At 74.5% G+C, this 20,178-nt stretch carries 16 protein-coding genes; 11 read left to right on the top strand and 5 right to left on the bottom strand.

Annotated elements, in window-relative coordinates; translation table 11 throughout:
* Nucleotides 1–4: 4 nt before the first annotated feature.
* From NLU66_RS05430 to NLU66_RS05450, 5 genes are all read right to left on the bottom strand, one after another.
* Nucleotides 5–1,084, bottom strand: coding sequence for a PLP-dependent cysteine synthase family protein (locus NLU66_RS05430; protein WP_259361926.1), 1,080 nt, complete (start codon nt 1,082–1,084; stop codon nt 5–7).
* A 146-nt stretch (nt 1,085–1,230) separates the two neighbouring features.
* Entirely contained in the window at nt 1,231–2,793 is a 1,563-nt protein-coding gene (locus tag NLU66_RS05435) for an MFS transporter (RefSeq protein ID WP_259361927.1), read from the bottom strand.
* 10 nt (nt 2,794–2,803) lie between these two features.
* Nucleotides 2,804–4,177, bottom strand: a complete 1,374-nt coding sequence (locus NLU66_RS05440; protein ID WP_259361928.1) for an NtaA/DmoA family FMN-dependent monooxygenase — start codon at nt 4,175–4,177, stop codon at nt 2,804–2,806.
* Nucleotides 4,174–5,409, bottom strand: a complete 1,236-nt coding sequence (locus NLU66_RS05445) for an LLM class flavin-dependent oxidoreductase (RefSeq protein ID WP_259361929.1) — start codon at nt 5,407–5,409, stop codon at nt 4,174–4,176. Before NLU66_RS05445 ends, NLU66_RS05440 begins: the two co-directional genes overlap by 4 nt.
* Before the next feature lie 126 nt (nt 5,410–5,535).
* Nucleotides 5,536–6,546, bottom strand: coding sequence for an LLM class flavin-dependent oxidoreductase (locus tag NLU66_RS05450; protein ID WP_259361930.1), 1,011 nt, complete (start codon nt 6,544–6,546; stop codon nt 5,536–5,538).
* A gap of 154 nt (nt 6,547–6,700) precedes the next feature.
* On the opposite strand from NLU66_RS05450, the gene NLU66_RS05455 reads away from it, so the two are divergent.
* From NLU66_RS05455 to NLU66_RS05510, 11 genes are all read left to right on the top strand, one after another.
* Nucleotides 6,701–7,918: an LLM class flavin-dependent oxidoreductase gene (locus NLU66_RS05455; protein ID WP_259361931.1), complete on the top strand. Its 1,218-nt coding sequence runs from the start codon at nt 6,701–6,703 to the stop codon at nt 7,916–7,918.
* Between the two features lie 408 nt (nt 7,919–8,326).
* Nucleotides 8,327–10,612, top strand: coding sequence for an NAD(+) synthase (locus NLU66_RS05460; protein WP_259361932.1), 2,286 nt, complete (start codon nt 8,327–8,329; stop codon nt 10,610–10,612).
* Nucleotides 10,613–10,786: 174 nt separating this feature from the next.
* Nucleotides 10,787–11,728, top strand: a complete 942-nt coding sequence (locus tag NLU66_RS05465) for a metal ABC transporter solute-binding protein, Zn/Mn family (RefSeq protein WP_259361933.1) — start codon at nt 10,787–10,789, stop codon at nt 11,726–11,728.
* Nucleotides 11,725–12,585 carry a metal ABC transporter ATP-binding protein gene (locus NLU66_RS05470; protein WP_259361934.1) on the top strand — a complete coding sequence of 287 codons (861 nt, stop codon included), beginning with the start codon at nt 11,725–11,727 and terminating at the stop codon, nt 12,583–12,585. The genes NLU66_RS05465 and NLU66_RS05470 overlap by 4 nt, the downstream gene beginning before the upstream one ends.
* Nucleotides 12,582–13,427, top strand: coding sequence for a metal ABC transporter permease (locus tag NLU66_RS05475; RefSeq protein WP_259361935.1), 846 nt, complete (start codon nt 12,582–12,584; stop codon nt 13,425–13,427). Before NLU66_RS05470 ends, NLU66_RS05475 begins: the two co-directional genes overlap by 4 nt.
* Before the next feature lie 170 nt (nt 13,428–13,597).
* Nucleotides 13,598–14,260 carry a DedA family protein gene (locus tag NLU66_RS05480; RefSeq protein ID WP_259361936.1) on the top strand — a complete coding sequence of 221 codons (663 nt, stop codon included), beginning with the start codon at nt 13,598–13,600 and terminating at the stop codon, nt 14,258–14,260.
* A 136-nt stretch (nt 14,261–14,396) separates the two neighbouring features.
* Entirely contained in the window at nt 14,397–15,746 is a 1,350-nt protein-coding gene (locus NLU66_RS05485) for an Nramp family divalent metal transporter (protein ID WP_259361937.1), read from the top strand.
* A 45-nt stretch (nt 15,747–15,791) separates the two neighbouring features.
* Nucleotides 15,792–16,478, top strand: coding sequence for a metal-dependent transcriptional regulator (locus NLU66_RS17700; RefSeq protein WP_323374445.1), 687 nt, complete (start codon nt 15,792–15,794; stop codon nt 16,476–16,478).
* A 255-nt stretch (nt 16,479–16,733) separates the two neighbouring features.
* Nucleotides 16,734–18,101 (top strand): aspartate kinase, encoded by a 1,368-nt coding sequence (locus NLU66_RS05500; protein WP_259361938.1) that lies wholly within the window; start codon nt 16,734–16,736, stop codon nt 18,099–18,101.
* Nucleotides 18,098–19,216, top strand: coding sequence for an aspartate-semialdehyde dehydrogenase (locus NLU66_RS05505; protein WP_259361939.1), 1,119 nt, complete (start codon nt 18,098–18,100; stop codon nt 19,214–19,216). Before NLU66_RS05500 ends, NLU66_RS05505 begins: the two co-directional genes overlap by 4 nt.
* A 2-nt stretch (nt 19,217–19,218) precedes the next feature.
* A complete protein-coding gene (locus tag NLU66_RS05510; RefSeq protein ID WP_259362545.1) occupies nt 19,219–20,124 on the top strand; it encodes a TetR/AcrR family transcriptional regulator in 906 nt (301 codons plus the stop codon).
* Nucleotides 20,125–20,178: the final 54 nt, after the last annotated feature.

Consider the following 20,178-nt stretch of genomic DNA (forward strand, 5'->3'; position numbering starts at 1 on the left):
GCGGTCAGGCGGTGGGCTGGAGGGCTCCCGCGCCCGGGCGGACGTCCTCCGGGAGGGCGTCGAGGGGCAGGGCGGCCGGGGCGCGCAGGCCGCGGCGCTCGCGGACCACGCCGATGATCCGCTCGACCTCGTCCCGCAGGCCCTGCCCGGCGAGCCACGCGTCGTCGTAGACCTTGGAGAGATAGCTCCGGCCGGAATCCGCGGGGATCACGACGAGCGTGTGCTCCGCCGTGAGCCGCGGCGCCCAGCGGGAGGCGGCGGCGAGGGCGGTGCCGGCGCTGCCGCCCAGCAGCAGGCCCTCGTGGCGGGCGGCGAGGTGCGCCCAGGCGAAGGACTCCGCGTCGGCCACGGCCTCGAGGTGGTCGACCACGGACTCGTCGTAGGTCGAGGGCCAGAGGGCGCGGTCGGCGTAGATGCGGCCAGCCCCCTCGACGAGGAAGGGCTCGACCTCGCCGGAGTAGGCGGAGCCGGCCGGGTCCGCACCGATCACCGTGACCGCGCCTCCGCTGACCTCCTTGAGGTGCGCGCCGGTGCCGCTGATCGTCCCGCCGGTGCCGACGTTCGCGACGAGATGGGTGATCGCGCCGCCCGTCTGCTCCCAGATCTCCGGACCGGTGGTGCGGCGGTGGGCGGCGGGGTTGTGCGGGTTGTCGTACTGCTGGGAGCTCCAGGCGGCGGGGATGACCTCGAGCAGTCGCTCCGCGATCGAGCGGCTCGAGGAGGGGTGCTCCGGGGCGACGTCGCCGCGGGAGCGGATCACCGTCGCCCCGTGGGCGCGCAGCACGCCGACCTTCTCGTCGGAGACCTTGGGGCCGCACACGAAGACGGCGTCGTAGCCGCGCTCCGCGGCGATGAGCGCGAGGCCGGCCCCGGTGTTCCCGGAGGTCGCCTCGACGATGGTGCTGCCGGGGACGAGCTCACCGGCGGCCTCCGCGGCATCGACCATCTCGCGGGCGATGCGGTCCTTGACGCTGCCGCCAGGATTGAGGAACTCGGCCTTGACCAGCACGCGCGGGCCGTCGGCCGGGAACAGGCGGCGCAGCGGGACGAGCGGGGTCGCGCCGATGAGCTCGGAGATGGACATGCACTGCTCCCTCGGGACGGTTCTGCGGCGGGACCGGCCCGCCGTCCCTCATGACCATAGTCCTGCTAGGGGGTGGCATAAGCACAGCGTGGCGGTATGTGACAGGGCCCGGGGCGACGCGGACGGCCGTGTGCGGTGCTGACCGGTCACCGACCCCAGCGGCGCAGCGCAGGATGCAGACTCGCGAGCAGGGCGAGACCCGAGGCGAGCGCGCACACGCCGAGCGCCGCGCCGAGCCCCGCCCCGCTCGCCGTCGCGGAGGCGCCGAGCAGGATCCCCGTCGTCAGCGCGATGAGGTACGTCGCCGAGAGCCGCTGCGTGAGCTGGAGGAAGGATGCCGCGACGCCGTGCGTGCGGCCGGTCGCGAAGGACAGCGTCACCACCCGCAGCGGCGGCTCGATGATCCCGCCGCACAGCCCGATCCCCACCTGGGTCGCCGCGACGGCGGCCGTGAGCGCGCCCGCGCCGAGGCCCGGCGCGAGCAGCGCGAGGAGGGCCAGCAGCGCGGTCTGCACCCCGAGGCCCAGCAGCACCGCCCGCGGGCCCAGCGCCGCGAAGACCCGCCCGGAGAGCAGCGAGGAGCCCAGCCGGGCGAGCGCCGCCGGGGCGAGGACCGCGGCGAGGAGCAGCGGGGTGAGCGAGGAGACCTGCAGCAGATGGATCGTCACCACCGAGGTCACCGAGAGGTTCGCGCCGAACCACAGCAGCGCCACCGCGTTCCCCGCGAGGAAGCCGGGGGAGCGCACGAGCTCGCGCGCGAACAGCGGCAGCCGCCCGCCGCGGCCGTAGGACCGCTCCCAGAGGGCGAGCGCGGCGACGGCCGGTAGGCACGCGAGCGCGAGGGCCAGGGCGAGCGGCCGCGCCATCCCCGTCTCCACGACCGGCAGGGTCAGCAGCACGACGACCACCGCGAGCAGCGCGACCGCCGGCAGGTCCAGGTCGAGCCGCGGGCCCGCCCGTCGGCCGTCGGGGCGGGGCTCCGTGCGCGGCAGCCCGCGCAGGCCCAGCACGAGCGCCGCGGCGCCGATCGGCACGGGCAGCGCGAGCACCGCGCGCCAGGCGAGCTCCGGCGGGAGGGCTCCCAGGGCGAGCCCCGCCCCGAGCGGACCCAGCAGCGCCGCGAGCGCCCCGGCGCCCGTGTACAGGCCCAGGGCGCGCAGCCGGCGCGGACCGCGGAACAGGTCCTGGATCGCGCCGAGCACCTGCGCGCTGATCACCCCGGCGCCGAGGCCCTGCAGCAGCCGGGCACCGATGAGCACCTCGATGCCCGGGGCGAGCGCGCTCGCGAGGCCGCCCGCCACGAACAGGCCCATGCCCAGGGCGAACAGGCCCCGACGGCCGTAGGCGTCCCCGAGCCGGCCCGCGGGCGCGAGGCCCAGCCCGAAGGTCAGCGAGAACGAGGCGAGCAGCCACTGCACCCCGGCCGTGCCGCCGCCCAGGCTCGCCGAGACGGTCGGCGTCGCGTAGGTGATCGCCGCGGAGTCGAACAGCGTCGCGAACCCCGCGAGCAGGCAGGCCGCGAGCGCAGCCCGCTCGCGGCGCCCGGTCGCCCCGGCGGGCTCCTCGTGCGGAGCCTCCGGACCGACCGGGGCGGCCGGGGCGGCCTCGACGGTCGCGGGGCCCACGGCCGCGACGGCGTCGACCACCGGGGTGTCGACCACCGGGGTGTCGACCACCGCGTTCCCGGCCCCGCAGGTCGTGCCCGTCACGGGGCGGCGCTCATCGGGCGGCCACGGCGGGCGCCGCCGCCCGCTCCGGCGCCGGCAGTCCCAGGTTCTCGCGGAGCGTCGAGCCCGTGTACTCGGTGCGCAGGGAGCCGCGGGCCTGCAGCAGCGGCACCACCTGGTCCACGAAGTCGTCGATGCCGTGCGGGGTCACGTGCCCGCCGAGCACCACCCCGTCGGCCCCGTCCTGCTGCACGAACTCGTCGAGCTGATCGGCGACCTGCTCGGGCGTGCCCACGAGCTGCGGCCGGGCGAAGACCTCCGCCGCGAGCTCCCGCAGCGACCAGCCGTTGGTGCTCGCCAGCTCGCGCCACTCGCGCACGGCCTGGGCGCGGTCCTGGAGGTGGAAGGCGCGGCCCTGGATGAAGGGCGGGGCCGCCTCGTCCGGCTCGAGGTCCGGGAGCGGGCCGTCCACGTCGTACGCGGAGAGGTCCCGGTTCCACACCTGCTCGAAGCGCACGCGGATCGTCTTCTCCGTGAGGATCCGGTCCTGGATGTCGCGGGCGTTCGCGCGGGCCTCCGCCTCGGTGCCGCCCAGCACGTAGCCGATGCTCGGGATGATCTTCAGGTGCTCGGGGTCGCGGCCGAACCCGGCCGCGCGCCGCTTCACGTCCACGTAGTACTCGCGGGCCTCGGGCAGGCGGCTGTAGGGGGAGAAGATGAGGTCGGAGTTCGCGGCCGCGAAGTCTCGACCCTGCGGGGACACCCCCGCCTGCACGATCACGGGATGGCCCTGGGGGCTGCGGGGCACCGTGAAGCGGCCGGAGACGTCGAACTGCGGGCCCGTGTGCGAGAAGGCCCCCGCGCGGGGATCCGCGAGGAAGCGCCCGGTGGAGGGATCCGCCGCGATCGCGTCCTCACCCCACGAGTCCCACAGCTCGCGCGCGAGCGCGAGGAACTCCGCGGCCCGCTCGTAGCGCTGCGACCGGGGGAGGAATCCGCCGCGCCGGAAGTTCCCGCCGGTGAACTCGTCGAAGCTCGTGACGACGTTCCAGCCGGCGCGGCCGCCGGAGAGGTGGTCGAGGGTCGCGAGCTGCCGGGCCAGCTCGTAGGGCTCGTGGAAGGTCGCGTTGAGCGTCCCCACGAGGCCGATGTGCTCGGTGACCGCGGCGAGCGCCGCGAGCACGGAGAGGGTGTCGGGGCGGCCGGCGATGTCGTGGTCGAACACCTCCCCGTCCCGCTCGCGCAGGGTGAGCCCCTCGGCGAGGAAGAAGTAGTCGAAGAGGCCGCGCTCGGCCGTCCGGGCGACCTGCTCGAAGGTGGAGACGTCGATCTGGCTGCCGGCGTCGGGGTGCTCCCACAGGGTGTGCTCGTTCACGCCGCCCACGTAGGCGGCCAGGATGATCTGCTTGCGGTCCGCGGTGCTCATGAGGCCCTCCGGGTGGTCGTGGCGAAGCGGTTCGGGACGGTGGTGGGCAGGCCCAGGCGGGCCCGCAGGGATGTATCCGTCAACGGCGCTGTGGGCGCGGTGGGCGAGGTGGCATCGCGCAGGCCCCGGCGCCGCAGCTCGGGGACGAGGTCGTCCGCGATCCGGGGGAGGTCGTCGGCGGCGACGCCGGGACGCAGCCGCACCCCGTCGTAGCCCGCCTCCACGAGCTCGCCGATGACGTCCGCCACCTGGGCGGCGGAGCCGGCGACCACGCGGGCGTCGGAGGTGAGCGGCCGGGCCAGTCCGTCCAGCCGCGCGAGACGGGCGGCGCCGGTCTCCGTCGGCCCGTCGAGCAGGACCACGAGATCCGCGAGCAGCCGGAGCGGCTCGCCGGTGCGTCCGGCCTCGGTCTCCGCCGCGCGCACCTCGCCGCGGATCCGCGCGGCGTCGGCCCGGTCCTGCGGGGTCACGACCACGAGGTCCGCGGAGCGCGCCGCGAAGAGGTACGGCTCGTGGGCGTGCGCGAGGGCGAGCACCACCGGCTGCCCCTGCGGCGGTCGCGGCACGATCGAGGGGCCGCGCACCGAGAACCAGGGGGTCTCGGCGTCCACGCGGTGGAGCTTGTCGCGGTCCAGGAAGCGGTCGGTCGCGACGTCGCGGATCTCGGCGTCGTCCTCCCAGCTGTCCCAGAGTGCGCGGGCCGTGTCCACGACCGCGGAGGCCTCCGCGAAGAGCTCGCGGGTGAGCGGCGCCGCGGCCGGGTCCTGCGGCCCGTCGATCGCGGGGACCTCGCGGCGGCCGGTGAGCAGCGCGTCGCGGCGCAGCACGGAGACCCGCACCTGCCAGCCGCCGCGGCCCTCGGAGACGTGGTCGAGGGTCGCGAGGGCGGAGGCGAGGTGGAAGGGCTCGGTGTGGGTCGTCGTCGCGACGGGCACGAGGCCGATCCCCGTGGTGGTGCGGGCGAGCAGGGAGGCGACGAGCACCGCGTCGAGCCGGCCGCGCACCTCGTCGGTGCGCTCGTCCTCGGCGAAGGGCTCCGCGGTCTGCAGGCCGAACGCGTCCTCGATCGTCAGCAGCTCCGCGCCGGTGCGCTCGGCCTCCGAGGCGAGGACCTTCCAGTGCTGCGCGGTGAACAGCTCGGTGGGGCGGGAGTGGGGTTCTCGCCAGGCGGCCGGATGCCATCCGGCGCCGTCCAGGGCGATGCCGAGCTGGATGCTGCGAGGAGCGGTCATGAGGGTGCCTCCTGGGTCGCGGACGCCGGATGCTGCCGTGGTGGCGCCCACCCTGGACCCCGCCGCGCCGCCTGTCACCCCTCCGGTCACGAAGGATCACCGCAGGTCACGCAGGGTCATCCCGCGTCATCCGCGGGGCGGCTCCCAGCCCAGCAGGGGCAGCAGGCGCTCCCGTGCATCGGTGAGGATCTGGCGGTACTCGGCGTCCTCGAAGCCGTAGGGGAGGGACAGCCGCAGCTCGGTGCCGCCGTCGAAGGTGGGGTCCGCGGCGATCCGCTCGGCGATCTGCTCCGCGGTGCCGTGGAGGTCCGCCTGGATGAGCACGGTGCGGGCGCCCAGCTGCTGCCGCTGCCGGGTGCGCGGGGTGCGGGCGGCGACGTAGTCCGCGTAGTGCGCGCGTTGCGCGGCGGTCGCGGAGTCGGTCGGGATGATCACCCGCTCGGTCGCCACGCGGGCGCTCGCCGGGTCCGGGTGCGCGGCGCGGTAGAGGTCCACGTGGAGGCGCTGGGCCTCCTCGAAGGTCTCCGCGATCGTGCCGTCGCCGATGTTGCCGAGCAGGAGGTGCAGTCCCTGCTCGCCGGCCCAGCGCACCGAGCGCACGGAGCCGCCGCCGATCCAGATCCGCTCCCGCAGCCCGGCCACGTGCGGCTGCACGCGCGGGATCTGCGGTCCGTACGGGGTGGGCACGGGCTCCTCGGCGAGGGCGTCCCCGGTGAGTGCCTGCAGGAAGCGGGCGATCAGCTCGTAGGGGTCGGTGGCCGGGTCCGCGTCCGGGCGGGCCAGGCCGGCGAGCAGGTCCGCGTGCGGGGCGGAGCTGCTGACCCCGGCGTGGAGGCGCCCCTGGGCGAGGGCGTCGACGGTCGCCATGTCCTCCGCGAGGCGGAACGGGTTCTCGAAGCCGAGCGGCACGACGTCGGTCTCGAGATGGATGCGGGTGGTGCGCTGGGAGGCGGCGGCGAGGAACGGCAGGGCGGAGGAGATCCCGCGCTCGAGGTGACGCTGGCGCACCCCGGCGACGTCGAGGCCGAGCTCCTCGCCGAACTCGATGAGCCGCAGCACCTGTTCGAGGCCGCCGGCGGGGTCGTCCTCGGGATAGGTGCCGGCGAGGATGAAGCCGGCGGCGGGTACGTGGGTCATGGTTCTCCTCCTGGTGCGGGTGCGGCCGACGCTAGGCGCGTCCCCGGCCGCCCGCCCGCCGCGGTGACGGTGTGTGACGCCCGACGGGCGGGTCGCGCGGCGCGGCGCCTACGGTGCGAGGACCAGCCGCATCCCCTCGCACCGCGGAGGCACCGTGACGTCCAGCAGCGCCGTCCCCCTGTCCGTCCTCGACGTCTCCGCGTTCCCCACCGGCGGCACCCCGGAGGGCGCCCTGCGCCGCACGATCGCCCAGGCACGGCACGCGGAGCGCCTCGGCTACGCGCGCTACTGGCTCGCCGAGCACCACCTGAACCCCGGCATCGCCGGCTCCGCCCCGCACGTGCTGCTCGCCGTGCTCGCGGGCGTCACCGAGCGGATCCGCCTGGGCACGGCCGTGACGGTGCTCGGGAACTCCACGCCGCTGCGGGTGCTCGAGGACCTCGGGATCGTCGCGACCCTCCATCCGGGGCGCGTGGACCTCGGGATCGGCCGCTCGGGGGCGCGGCCGCCGGGGGTCGGCGGCTCGGTGGGCGCCGGCGGCTCGCCGGCGGCGGGGAAGGTGACGAGCGGAGGGTCGCCGACGGCGGCGGGGACAGCGACGTCGGCCCCCGCGGCGGCGCCGCCCGCGAACCGGATCGTCGACGGGCTCGTCGTCCCACCCTCCCGGGGCGGCGCCGGGGCGCTGCTCTCCGCGCCCGCCGTCGCCTCCCGTTTCGCGCTCCAGGGCCGCCTGCTGGGCCGCACCCCCGGGGACGGAGAGGGCTTCGAGGAGGACGTCCAGGAGCTGCTCGACCTGCTCGACGGCACGGTCGCGACCTCCGAGGGCGTCACCGTCCACGCCCATCCCGCGGAGGGCTCCGGCATCGAGCCCTGGATCCACGGCAGCTCCGCCGGGCCCAGCGCCCGCCTCGCCGGCCGCCTCGGCCTGCCCTTCGGCGCGAACTACCACGTGGCGCCCTCCGCGGTGCTCGAGGCGGTCGCCGAGTACCGCAGCAGCTTCCGCCCCGGCCGGATCGACGCGCCGCACGTGATCGTCTCCGCCGATGTCGTCGTCGGGGAGACCGACGCGCAGGCCCGGCACCTCGCCGCCGGCTACGGACAGTGGGTGCACAGCATCCGCGCCGGCCAGGGCGCGATCCCCTACCCGTCCCCGGAGGAGGCCGCCGCGGCGCCCCTCACCCCCGCGCAGCAGGCGCTCGTGCAGGACCGCCTCGACACCCGCTTCGTGGGCTCCCCGGCGACCGTCGCCGCGCACCTCCGCACCCTCCAGCGGGTCACGGGGGCGGACGAGCTGCTGCTCACCACCGTCACCCACGACGAGCAGGCACAGCTGCGCTCCTTCGCCCTGCTCGCCGAGGCCTGGGGGCTCTGAGCGCGGGCCCTCCTCGACCCGCCGGCCCTCCCGGCCCGTCGACTCCGTCCGTGGACGGGACGCGAGCAGCACGTGCCCGGCAGAGGACAGGGCGGGTGCGGCCGACGTCCCGTCGGCGGCCACCTCCCTCGACGGACGCCGTGACCCGGTGAGCCGGTACGGCTGTGCTCGGTGCGCGGCGGACGAGATCTCGACGCGGAGCCATCGGTGTGCCGCGGCGGCGTTCCAGAGATGGTCGCGAAAGGAGCCAATCCCTCGATGACCGGTCCACCGGCTCGTTTCGAGGCCACTCCTGGAACGAGTGCGCACCACCCCTGCCGTTCACCGGTCTCCCCTCCATGCCCGGCCACCAGAAGGACGGGAGCAGCACGTGCCCGGGCCGGGCGTGCCTCCACTACGCTCGGGCGCATGAGTGCTGCGCCCGCCACCGAGGTCCCCGACGCCGAGCCCGACGAGGCCCGCGATCCCCACGCGAGCATCTACGACCACGGCTTCGTGCGCGTGGCCGCGGTGACCCTCCCGGTCGCCCTCGCGGATCCGGCGACCAACGCCGAGCGCCACCTCGAGGTGCTGCGCGACCTGCACGAGCAGCAGGTGGGCGTCGCCGTGTTCCCCGAGCTCTCGCTCACCGGCTACTCGCTCGACGACCTCGTGCTCCAGGAGCCGCTGCTGGACGCCGCGGAGCAGGCCGTGCTGACGCTGCTCGAGGCGAGCCGCGAGCTGTTCCCGATCATCGTGGTCGGGGTGCCGCTGCGCGCCCGGGACCGCTCGCGGATCTTCAACTGCGCCGTGACGATCCACCGCGGCGAGGTCCTCGGCATCTCCCCGAAGCAGAACCTCCCCACCTACCGCGAGTTCTACGAGCGCCGCTGGTTCGCGCCGGGGGACGACGCCGAGGGGGAGACCGTCCGCCTGGGCGGCACCGAGCACGCGCTCACCCCGCACGGCATCATCACCGTCGAGGACGTCCCGGGTCTGCGCCTGTACGTCGAGATCTGCGAGGACATGTGGGTGCCGGTGCCGCCTTCGGCCCAGGCCGCGCTCGCCGGCGCGACGCTGCTCGTGAACCTCTCGGGCTCGCCGATCACGATCGGCCGCGCGGAGGACCGCAAGCTGCTCGCCCGCTCCGCCTCGGCCCGCTGCCAGGCGGCGTACGTCTACGCCGCCGCGGGGGAGGGGGAGTCGACGACGGACCTCGCCTGGGACGGCCAGACCTTCGTCTACGAGTGCGGTGACCTGCTCGGGGAGTCCGAGCGCTTCCCGCAGGGCGTGCGGCACACGATCGTGGACGTCGACCTCGACCGGATCGTCGCGGAGCGTCGGCGCCAGAACACCTTCGACGACAACCGCCGCACCCACGCCGAGGCGATCGAGACGTTCACGACCTGGCCCGAGGTGCGGCTGTTCGGCCCCTTCATGGAGGACCTCGAGGAGGAGTTCGACGGGTTCCACCAGCATCCGGAGCCGCTGCCCGAGGGCTCCACCGTGGTGGAGGACGGGGACGAGCGATCGGTGGGCTGGTTCGCGTACGCGCCGCTCTCCGAGGAGGACAGGGGCGAGCTCGCCCCGCGGCCGCGGCCCGCGACCGGCCCGCTGCGCCGCCACCAGGACCGCTTCCCCTTCGTGCCCGACGACCCGGCCCGCCTCGCCCAGGACTGCTACGAGGCGTACAACATCCAGGTCGCGGGGCTCGTGCGCCGGCTCAGCGCGATCGGCGGGGACAAGCCGGGCGGCGCGCGACCCGTCATCGGCGTCTCCGGCGGCCTCGACTCCACGCATGCGCTGATCGTGTGCGCGCAGGCCATGGACCGCCTGGGCCGGGACCGCTCCGAGATCCTCGCCTACACGATGCCCGGCTTCGCGACGACGGAGCACACCCGCTCGAACGCGGAGCTGCTCTCCACGGCGATCGGCGCGACCTTCGAGACGATCGACATCCGCCCCGCCTCCACGCAGATGCTCACGGACATGGGCCATCCCTTCGGCGCGGGCGAGGAGGTCTACGACGTGACCTTCGAGAACGTCCAGGCCGGCATGCGCTACGACTACCTGTTCCGCCTCGCCAACCACCACGGCGGCATCGTCGTGGGCACCGGTGACCTCTCCGAGCTCGCGCTCGGCTGGTGCACCTACGGGGTGGGCGACCACATGTCCCACTACGGCGTGAACGCCGGCGTCCCGAAGACCCTCATCCAGCACCTCATCCGCTGGGTGATCGCGGAAGGGCTGTTCGACTCCTCGACGGCCGACGTGCTCCAGGCGGTGCTGGACACCGAGATCTCCCCGGAGCTCATCCCCACCAAGGCGGGGGAGAAGGCGCAGTCCACGGAGGACTCCATCGGCCCCTACGCCCTGCACGACTTCACGCTCTACCACGTGCTGCGCCGCGGCTACGGCCCCGGCAAGATCGCCTACCTCGCCCATCAGGCCTGGGGCGACCAGGAGACGGGGGAGTGGCCCGCGGGCTACAAGGCGGAGGACCATCGCGCCTACTCCCGCGAGGAGATCAAGCACTGGCTCACGGTGTTTACCAGGCGCTTCTTCTCCAACCAGTTCAAGCGCTCCGCCCTGCCCAACGCGCCGAAGGTGCTCGCGGGCGGCTCGCTCTCCCCGCGCGGGGACTGGCGGATGCCCTCGGACGCCGCGTCGAAGGCGTGGCTCGCGGAGATCGAGCGGGACGTGCCCGGGGAGTAACCGCTCCCGGCCGGCGGCGGCGTCGCGAGCGCCGCGCCGGCCGACGAGCCTGCGTCGTGGTTCCGTGCGCCACATCGGCGCCCGGGGGTTCTCCACCCTTGATGGGAATGATTATCGTGTGCAGAGTCGGGTGGATGCCCGGCGCCCACGTTCGTGCTCCCTGAAGGACCCCTGATGAACCGTCGCACCCTGCTCGTCTCCACCTCGATCGCCGCCGCCCTGACCCTCGCCGGCTGCGGCGCCGGCGCCACCGCGGGGACAGGCTCGGCGTCCGACGGCGCCTCCGGGGCGAGCGACGGCGGAGGGGGCCTCGCCGTCGTCGCCTCCACCGACGTGTGGGGCGACGTGGCCGCGAGCGTCGGCGGGGAGCACGTGCAGGTGACCTCCCTGATCACCGACCCGGAGGCGGATCCGCACGAGTACGAGGCCTCCACCCGCAACCAGCTCGCCGTGTCGAAGGCCGCCGTCGTCATCGCCAACGGCGGAGGCTACGACGACTTCATCGACCGCATGCTCGACGCCGCCGGCGACAGCTCCGCGACCGTGCTGAACGCCGTGGAGATCTCCGGCCGCACCGCGACGGGCGGCGAGGAGCTCAACGAGCACGTCTGGTACGACCTCCCGACCGTCCAGAAGGTCATCGACCGCCTGATCTCCGCCTTCTCCGAGGCGCTGCCGGAGCAGGCCGAGGACTTCGCGAGGAACGGCGCCGCGCTCAAGACGAGCGTCGGGGAGCTCCTCGACCGCGAGGACGAGCTGAAGGGCGCCGGCAGCGGTCGCGGCGTCGCCATCACCGAGCCCGTCCCGCTCTACATGCTCGAGGCCATCGGGCTCGAGAACCGCACCCCCGCGGAGTTCAGCGAGGCCGTCGAGGAGGGGGAGGACGTCTCCGTCACCGTGCTGCAGGAGGTGCTCGCCCTCCTCGAGGACCGCCAGGTGGACCTTCTCGCCTACAACGAGCAGGCCGCCGGGCCGCAGACCGAGCAGGTCCAGCAGGCCGCCGAGGACGCCGGCATCCCCGTCGTCCCGTTCACCGAGACCCTCCCGAAGGGCCAGGACTACGTGACCTGGATGGGTGCGAACCTCGACGCGCTCGCCCAGGCGCTCGGCGCATGACGCCGGCCCCGGCGACGGAGCACCGCGAGCCCGTGCTCTCCCTGCGCGGGGTGACCATGCGGCTGGGGGAGCGCACCCTGTGGCAGGACGTCGACCTCGACCTGGCCCGCGGCGAGCTCGTCGCCGTGCTCGGCGCGAACGGCTCCGGGAAGTCCACGCTGCTGCGCGCCGTGCTCGGCCTGCAGCCGCTCACCGGCGGCACCGCCACCGTGCTGGGCGCCCCCGTCCGGCGGGGCAGCCGGCGGATCGGCCTCGTCCCCCAGCAGCGCCTCGCCGACGACGGCCTCCCCCTGCGCGGCCGGGACCTCGTGGGGCTCGGCGTCGACGGCCACCGCTGGGGTCTCCCGCTGCCCCGCCGCGGTCGCCGCGCCCGCGTGGACGCCCTGCTCGAGGCCGTCGGCGCGACCCGCTACGCCGAGGCGCCCGTCTCGACCCTCTCCGGCGGGGAGCAGCAGCGGCTGCGGATCGCCCAGGCGCTCGCCGGGGATCCCGACCTGCTGCTGTGCGACGAGCCGCTGCTCTCCCTCGACCTCACCCACCAGGCGATGGTCGCGCGGCTCGTGGACGAGGCCCGCCGCCGCCTGGACCTCGGGGTCCTCTTCGTCACCCACGACATCAACCCGATCCTCGGCATCGTGGACCGCGTGCTCTACATCGCCGGGGAGCGGTTCCGCATCGGCACGCCGGCCGAGGTGCTGCGCTCCGAGGTGCTCAGCGAGCTCTACGGCGCCGAGGTCGACGTGCTCCACCATCGCGGCCGCGTGCTCGTCGCCGGCGTCCCCGACCACCGCCACCACGACGACGACGCCGGTCTCGCCCCCGTCGCCGCCGACGACCACCGGGGAGGTGCCCGATGACCGACGTGCTCCACGGGATCGTCGACTTCTCCGACTACGCGGAGCTGCTGCCGCTGCTGCGCACCACGATCATCGCGTGCGTCGCGCTCGGCCTCGTGGGCGGCGCGGTCGGGGTGTTCGTGATGATGCGGGACATGGCCTTCGCCGTGCACGGCATCAGCGAGCTGTCCTTCGCGGGCGCCTCCGCCGGGCTGCTGCTGGGCGTCGGCGTGGTGCCCGGGTCGCTCCTCGGGTCGATGCTCGCCGCGCTCGTGATCGGCGTGCTCGGGTCCCGCGCCCGGGAGCGCAACTCGGCGACCGCCGTGCTCATGCCCTTCGGCCTCGGTCTGGGGATCCTGTGCCTGTCCCTCTACGACGGGCGCGCCTCGAACAAGTTCGGCCTGCTCACCGGGCAGATCGTCGCGATCGACCGCACGCGCATCGTCTCGCTGCTGGTGATCTGCGCCGTCGTGCTGGTGGGGCTCGCGATCGTCTGGCGGCCCCTGCTGTTCGCCTCCACTGACCCGGCCGTCGCCGCCGCGCGCGGCGTGCCCACGCGGGCGCTCTCGATCGTTTTCATGGCGCTGCTGGGTGCGGCCGTCGCCGTCTCCGTCCAGGTGGTCGGTGCGCTGCTGGTGCTCGCGCTGCTGGTGACCCCGGCGGCCTCCGCCCTGCGCCTGAGCACCTCCCCGCTGCGGGTGACGGCGCTGTCCGTGCTGTTCGCCCTGCTCGCCTCCGTGGGCGGTGTGCTGCTCGCGGCCGGCAGCTCGGTGCCGATCAGCCCGTTCGTCACCACGATCTCCTTCGCCGTCTACCTCGTGTGCCGGGCGGTCTCCGCCGGCCGGGGTGCGGTGGCCCGATGAGCGGGCGGGCGCCCGTGCGCACAGCACCTCCACAGGCCTCGCATGATGTCTGCACCACGAGGCCTCGCAGAATCGGGAGGCCAGGGCGATGATGTGGAGGGCGCCGATCGTCGTGCCCGGCAGGCGCCCCGCGCCCGTCGCCCGTCCCGTCGAACGAAGGCCCCGCCCCCATGGATCTGATCCACCTGCTGATGGACCCCGCCCAGCTGCTCGCGCAGTTCGGGACCGCCTTCTGGTGGGTCGCGCACCTCATCGTCTTCATCGAGTGCGGGCTGTTCTTCCCGATCCTGCCGGGCGACTCGCTGCTCTTCGCGATCGGCATGTTCTCCCACGGCGGGGAGCTCACGACGCCGCTGGGCGTCTCGCTGATCACCCTGATCGTCGCCGCCTTCGCCGGCAACGTGGTGGGCTACGAGATCGGCCGCGGGGTGGGCCATTCGCTCTACGAGCGGGACGGCCGCTTCCTCAAGCGCAAGTACTTCGACCAGACCATCGAGTTCTTCGAGCGCTACGGCCGCCGCGCCCTCGTGCTGGGGCGCTTCGTGCCGATCGTGCGCACCTTCATCACGGTCGTCGCGGGCGTGGGCCAGATGCCGCGCCGTGTGTTCTACACGTGGTCCGCGGTGGGTGCCGTGCTGTGGGTCGTGCTGATCACGATGCTCGGCTACGGCCTGGGCGGCGTGGCGCTGATCCGCGACCACCTCGAGGCGGCGGTGCTGCTGCTCGTCGCGGTCTCCGTGCTGCCGATGGCGCTCGAGGCGCTGCGCCGGAGGATGCGCGCCTCCCGCATGCCCAAGGAGCTCGAGGCGGAGCGCGAGGACGCCGCGCTCTGAGCGCGGCCGGTCCGACCTCCCGGGGTCGGGCCCCGCAGCAGCACCCCGATCACGCCCGTCCGGCCATGCGCCGGGCGGGCGTCCGTCGTTGTGTCGCGTCTCCCGCCCGGGAGAGTTTTAAGGTACGTTAAACCGCATGGCCGACGAGACCCGCACCCCCGCGCCCGCCGCCCCCTTCGAGAGGGCCGCCGGCCCGGTCGAGCCTGCCCCCGCGCCCGCCGCCGCCCGTCCCGCGGAGGCACCCGCCGGCGCCGCCGGCGGTGCGGCCGTCGCGCCGGGACGCGGTCACGTGCTGCGCCTGCTGGGCCCCGCCTTCGTCGCCGCGATCGCCTACGTGGACCCCGGCAACATCGCCGCCAACATCACCGCGGGCGCCCGCCACGGCTACCTCCTGCTGTGGGTGCTCGTCGCGGCGAACCTCATGGCGATGCTCGTGCAGTACCTCTCCGCGAAGCTCGGCGCCGTCACCGGCCGCACCCTCCCGCAGCTGCTCGGCGCCTCCCTGGGTCGCCGCGCCCGCCTGCTCTACTTCGCTCAGGCCGCCGCCATGGCCATCGCGACCGACGTCGCCGAGGTCGTGGGCGGCGCGATCGCCCTGCACATCCTCTTCGACCTGCCGCTGCTGCTGGGCGGCGTCATCGTCGGCCTCGTCTCCCTGTCCCTGCTCGCCGTGCAGTCCCGGCGCGGGCAGCGCCCCTTCGAGGCGGTCGTCATCGGCCTGCTCGCCGTGATCACCGTCGGCTTCCTCGCGGGCCTCGTCGTCGACCCGCCCGAGCCCGCTGCCGTCGCCTCCGGCCTCGTGCCCCGCTTCGACGGCGCCGGGACCGTGCTCCTCGCCGCCTCCATGCTCGGCGCGACCGTCATGCCCCACGCGATCTACCTGCACTCCGGGCTCATGCGCGACCGCCACGGCGGCGGCGGGTCCTCGCAGCGGGTGGGGCTGCTGCTGCGCGGAGCCCGGCTCGACGTGGTCCTCTCGCTGTGCGTCGCGGGCCTCGTGAACATCGCGATGCTCGTCCTCGCCGCGGAGGCCCTCCCCGGCATCCCCGGGACGGACACGATCGAGGGCGCCCACGCCGCGATCGCCGCCGCGCAGGGCCCCGTGATCGGCGTGCTCTTCGGCATCGGCCTGCTCGCCTCCGGCCTCGCCTCCTCCTCGGTGGGCGCCTACGCCGGGGCGGAGATCATCCGCGGCCTGCTGAAGGTGCGCGTGCCGCTCATGCTGGGCCGCGCCCTCACCCTGATCCCCGCGCTGCTCGTGCTCGCCGCGGGCGCCGAGCCCACCGGCGCGCTCGTCATGAGCCAGGTCGTGCTGAGCCTCTGCCTTCCCTTCGCGCTGATCCCGCTCGTGGTGCTCACCTCGCGCCGCTCCCTGCTGGGCGAGCGGGCGAACCCGCTGCCGCTCGCGATCGTCGCCTGGGTGGTCGTCGCGCTGATCGTCGCCCTGAACGTCGCGCTCGTGGTGCTCGGCGCGGGCGGGGCCTGAGCCCGTGCCGTCCCCGCTCGCCGGCGCCCCGGCTACGATGCCGGAGTGCATCCGGACCAGCTGAGCCCCGTGGCCCAGGACTACCTCAAGGTGATCTGGACCCGCACCGAGTGGGGCGCGGACCCGATGACCACCGGCGACCTCGCCGAGCACTTCGGCACGAGCGCCGCCAACGTCACCGAGACCCTCAAGCGCCTCGACGCGCAGGGCCTCGTCGAGCGCGTCCCCTACAAGCCGGTCGCCCTCACCGAAGTGGGGCTGCGCTGTGCGGTCGCCATGGTGCGCCGGCACCGCCTGCTGGAGACCTATCTCGTCGAGAAGCTCGGCTACGGCTGGCACGAGGTGCACGACGAGGCCGAGCGCCTCGAGCATGCCGTGAGCGACGACTTCGTGACCCGCATCGACGAGGCGCTGGGCCATCCGACGGCGGATCCCCACGGCGACCCGATCCCGGACGCCGGGCACCGCTCCTCCCATCCCGAGGACGCCCTGACCCTCGCCGCCGTGCAGGCCGCGGGGGCGTACCGGGTGCTGCGGGTGAGCGACGCGGATCCGGCCGTGCTCCAGCGGGCGCGGGAGCTGGGCGTCGTCCCCGGTGCCGAGCTCGAGATCGAGCTCGGCGGCGGCCCGGACGGCACGCGCGCGGTGCGGGCGCCGGGCGGCGCACCCCTCGAGGTGGGCGCCGAGCTCGCCGCCGCGACCCTCGTCGTCCCCTCCGGCCCGACCGCCTAGACGGCCGCCCCTCCTGTGATCTCGCGCCCTCGGGGGCCGGGAGCGCTCGACGGGCCCGCAGGCAGCCCCGCCCGGATGCCCTGGCCGCGACGGACGTCACGGCGCGCAGGGCGCATCGTCCATACAATGTGGACCGGCCCCTGTCCAGTCCCGAACGGACGGTCGAGGGGGCGTCGCGCGCCGTGCGACGCTATCCGCCGCACCGACCGAGCGGCGCGCCCCCGGGGCGCCGCCCGAACCCGAGGAGTCCGTCAGATGAGCCTGGTCGTCCAGAAGTACGGGGGATCGTCCGTGGCCGATGCCGCGTCGATCAAGCGCGTCGCCGAGCGCATCTCCCTGTACGCGAAGGCCGGGCACCAGGTGGTCGTCGTCGTCTCCGCGATGGGCGACACGACGGACGAGCTCATCGACCTCGCCGAGCAGATCACCGACGCCCCGCCGCCCCGCGAGCTCGACATGCTGCTCACCGCCGGCGAGCGGATCTCCATGGCCGTGCTGTCGATGGCGCTGAACGCCGTCGGCGTCGAGGCGCGCGCCTACACCGGCTCCCAGGCCGGCCTCATCACGGACGGCGAGCACGGCCGCGCCCACATCCTCAAGGTGACGCCGGGCCGCGTGCGCAGCGCGCTCGAGGAGGGTGCCGTCGCGATCGTCGCCGGCTTCCAGGGCGTCTCCGCGAGCACCAAGGACATCACCACGCTGGGCCGCGGCGGCTCGGACACGACCGCCGTCGCCCTCGCCGCCGCCCTCGAGGCGGACGTCTGCGAGATCTACTCCGACGTGGACGGCGTGTTCACCGCGGACCCCCGGATCGTCCCCTCCGCCCGCCGCGTCCCGCTCATCACCTGTGAGGAGATGCTGGACATGGCCGCGAACGGCGCGAAGATCCTCATGGTGCGCAGCGTCGAGTACGCGCGCCGCTACGGGGTCCCGCTGCACGTGCGCAGCTCCTACTCGGGCCGCCTGGGCACGATCGTCACCGACGATCCCACCCGGGTGGTCCCCGTCGACCCGACCGTCACCATCCCCGCCGCCGACGTCGCCCGTCGCGACGCGGCCGATCCCACGAAGGAGCTCCCCGTGGACGAGCACGCTGACCCCGGCCTCGAGGCCCCGATCATCTCCGGCGTCGCCCATGACCGCAGCGAGGGCAAGATCACCGTCGTCGAGGTGCCGGACGTCCCCGGCCGCGCCGCGCTCCTGTTCGACGTCGTCGCCGACTCCGGCGCGAACATCGACATGATCGTGCAGAACACCTCGACGACCGATGACACGGTCGCGATCTCGCTGACCCTCCCGGAGTCCGACGCCCCCGCCGCCCTCGACGCGATCGAGAAGGCGAAGGAGGCCATCGGCTTCAAGGAGGTGCGCTACAACGACCAGATCGGCAAGGTGTCGCTGATCGGCGCGGGCATGAAGTCCCACCCGGGCGTCTCCGCGCTGCTGTTCCGCTCGCTCGGCGAGGCGGGCATCAACATCGACATGATCTCGACCTCGGAGATCCGCATCTCCGTCGTCACCGCGCAGAGCGACCTCGAGGCCGCCGTCCGCGCGATCCACACGGCCTTCGGCCTGGACGCCGAGCAGACCGAGGCCGTCGTCTACGGAGGGACGGGACGATGAGCACCAGCACCAGCACCACCACCAGCGCCGTCGACTTCAGCGGCACCCCCGGCTACGTCGAGGGCGGCCCCGTGATCGGCGTCGTCGGCGCGACCGGCCAGGTGGGCCGCGTGATGCTCGCGCTGCTCGCCGAGCGCGCCGTCGCCCACTCCGCCGTGCGCGCCTTCGCGAGCGCCCGCTCCGCCGGCAGCACCGTGCGCTACGCGGGCCTCGAGATCGTCGTCGAGGACGCCGAGACCGCGGACATCACCTCCGACGGCCGCGGGATCGACGTCGCCGTGTTCTCCGCCGGCGGCTCCACCTCGAAGGCCCTCGCCCCGCGCTTCGCGGCGGCCGGCGCCGTGGTCGTCGACAACTCCTCGGCCTGGCGCCGCGACCCGGAGGTGCCGCTCGTGGTCTCCGAGGTGAACCCCGAGGCCGCCGCCGAGCGCCCCAAGGGCATCATCGCGAACCCGAACTGCACCACGATGGCCGCGATGCCCACGCTCCGCGCGCTGCACGGCGAGGCGGGCCTGACCCGGCTCAAGGTCGCCACCTACCAGGCCGTCTCCGGCTCCGGCGTCGCCGGCGTCAAGGAGCTCGCCGAGCAGGTGCGCGCGGGCGCCGACTCGATGGAGGAGCTCGCCCTCGACGGCAGCGCCGTGGACCTCGGCGAGCCGGGCGTCTACGCCGCGCCGATCGCCTTCAACGTGCTCGCCCACGCGGGGAACTTCGTGGACGACGGCTCCGGCGAGACCGACGAGGAGCAGAAGCTCCGCCACGAGTCCCGCAAGATCCTGGGCCTGCCGGACCTCGCCGTGGCCGGCACCTGCGTGCGCGTGCCCGTCATGTCCGGGCACTCCCTCGCGATCCACGCCGAGTTCGATCGGCCGATCACGCCGGAGCGCGCCCGCGAGCTGCTCGAGCAGGCGGACGGCGTGACCGTCGTGGACGTCCCCACCCCGCTCGACGCGGCCGGCAAGGACGGCACCTTCGTCGGCCGGATCCGTCAGGACCAGTCCGTGCCCGACGGCAAGGGCCTCGTGCTCTTCGCCGTCGCGGACAACCTGCGCAAGGGCGCGGCGCTGAACGCCGTGCAGATCGCCGAGCTGCTCGTGGCAGGGGCGGAGGCGTGAAGATGCTGAGCCCCGAGGGCGGCGTGTCCGGGCAGGGCCCGGCGCCGCTCGCGCTGAGCCTCTCCGACCGCGCCGGCGAGGAGTCCCACGACGCCCGCTCGACCGCGACCGCCGTGACCCCGGGCCCCCTGTGGGGCGCGGTGCGCTCGCTCGACTCGCTCGACGCCGCCGTGCAGGAGGCCTCGCGCACCGAGGCCGACGACGCCGCCGTCGGCTCCGACGCCGCAGATGACGGGCACGGCCCGGCCGCGCCGATCGCCGGGGAGACCGTCGAGGCGCTCGACCCCGCGGCAGGGGCCCCCGAGGCGAAGGCCGCCGGGGAGACCAGCCAGGGCGCGGCCCGCCGCGAGCAGATCCTCGACGGCGCCTCGGCGCTCTTCGCGGAGCGCGGCTACCACGGCTCGAGCCTGCGGGAGATCTCCCGCAGTGTGGCCATCTCCCACCCGGGCATGCTGCACCACTTCTCCTCGAAGCCGGCCCTCCTGGACGCCGTGATCGACCGGCTCGAGGCGCATGCCCAGGGCCTGCTCGACTCGGTCGAGGCGCTGTCCACCTCACCGGCCCAGCTGCTCGCCGCGCTCGCGGGACCGTGGCACCCGGGTCGCCCGCCGATCACGCTCATCGCGACATTGAGCGCGGAGATCGTGGACCCCGAGCACCCTGGTCGCTACCGCATGTCGCGGCTGCGCCTCGTGCACGAGCACATCCTCAAGCAGGTCCTCGCCGCCTACGCGGAGCGCGGCCTGCTGACGCCCGGCACAGATCCGGTGTTCCTGTCCCGCGCCGTGTTCTCGCTGCTCCTGAGCCTCGCTGTGCGGGAGAGGTCCGTGCGGGCGCTGCAGTCCTCATCCGGCGGCGAACCGGTGGAGGATGTCCGCACCTTTGTGCAACACTTCCTGAACGGCTGACCATCAGTGGGGCCGCTGCGTCGTGTCGTGCCCGACCATCCGGTCCCGGTGCTC

Source organism: Brachybacterium sp. NBEC-018 (assembly GCF_024860185.1).
Classification (GTDB): domain Bacteria; phylum Actinomycetota; class Actinomycetes; order Actinomycetales; family Dermabacteraceae; genus Brachybacterium; species Brachybacterium rhamnosum.

Bases quoted from the DNA above. Each gene is read 5' to 3' on its own strand.
- NLU66_RS05430 (WP_259361926.1), bottom strand. From the start codon at position 1,084: ATGTCCATCTCCGAGCTCATCGGCGCGACCCCGCTCGTCCCGCTGCGC.
- NLU66_RS05465 (WP_259361933.1), top strand. From the start codon at position 10,787: ATGAACCGTCGCACCCTGCTCGTCTCCACCTCGATCGCCGCCGCCCTG.
- NLU66_RS05450 (WP_259361930.1), bottom strand. From the start codon at position 6,546: ATGACCCACGTACCCGCCGCCGGCTTCATCCTCGCCGGCACCTATCCC.
- NLU66_RS05480 (WP_259361936.1), top strand. From the start codon at position 13,598: ATGGATCTGATCCACCTGCTGATGGACCCCGCCCAGCTGCTCGCGCAG.
- NLU66_RS05475 (WP_259361935.1), top strand. From the start codon at position 12,582: ATGACCGACGTGCTCCACGGGATCGTCGACTTCTCCGACTACGCGGAG.
- NLU66_RS05505 (WP_259361939.1), top strand. From the start codon at position 18,098: ATGAGCACCAGCACCAGCACCACCACCAGCGCCGTCGACTTCAGCGGC.
- NLU66_RS05445 (WP_259361929.1), bottom strand. From the start codon at position 5,409: ATGACCGCTCCTCGCAGCATCCAGCTCGGCATCGCCCTGGACGGCGCC.
- NLU66_RS05485 (WP_259361937.1), top strand. From the start codon at position 14,397: ATGGCCGACGAGACCCGCACCCCCGCGCCCGCCGCCCCCTTCGAGAGG.
- NLU66_RS05510 (WP_259362545.1), top strand. From the start codon at position 19,219: ATGCTGAGCCCCGAGGGCGGCGTGTCCGGGCAGGGCCCGGCGCCGCTC.
- NLU66_RS05500 (WP_259361938.1), top strand. From the start codon at position 16,734: ATGAGCCTGGTCGTCCAGAAGTACGGGGGATCGTCCGTGGCCGATGCC.
- NLU66_RS05460 (WP_259361932.1), top strand. From the start codon at position 8,327: ATGAGTGCTGCGCCCGCCACCGAGGTCCCCGACGCCGAGCCCGACGAG.
- NLU66_RS05470 (WP_259361934.1), top strand. From the start codon at position 11,725: ATGACGCCGGCCCCGGCGACGGAGCACCGCGAGCCCGTGCTCTCCCTG.
- NLU66_RS05440 (WP_259361928.1), bottom strand. From the start codon at position 4,177: ATGAGCACCGCGGACCGCAAGCAGATCATCCTGGCCGCCTACGTGGGC.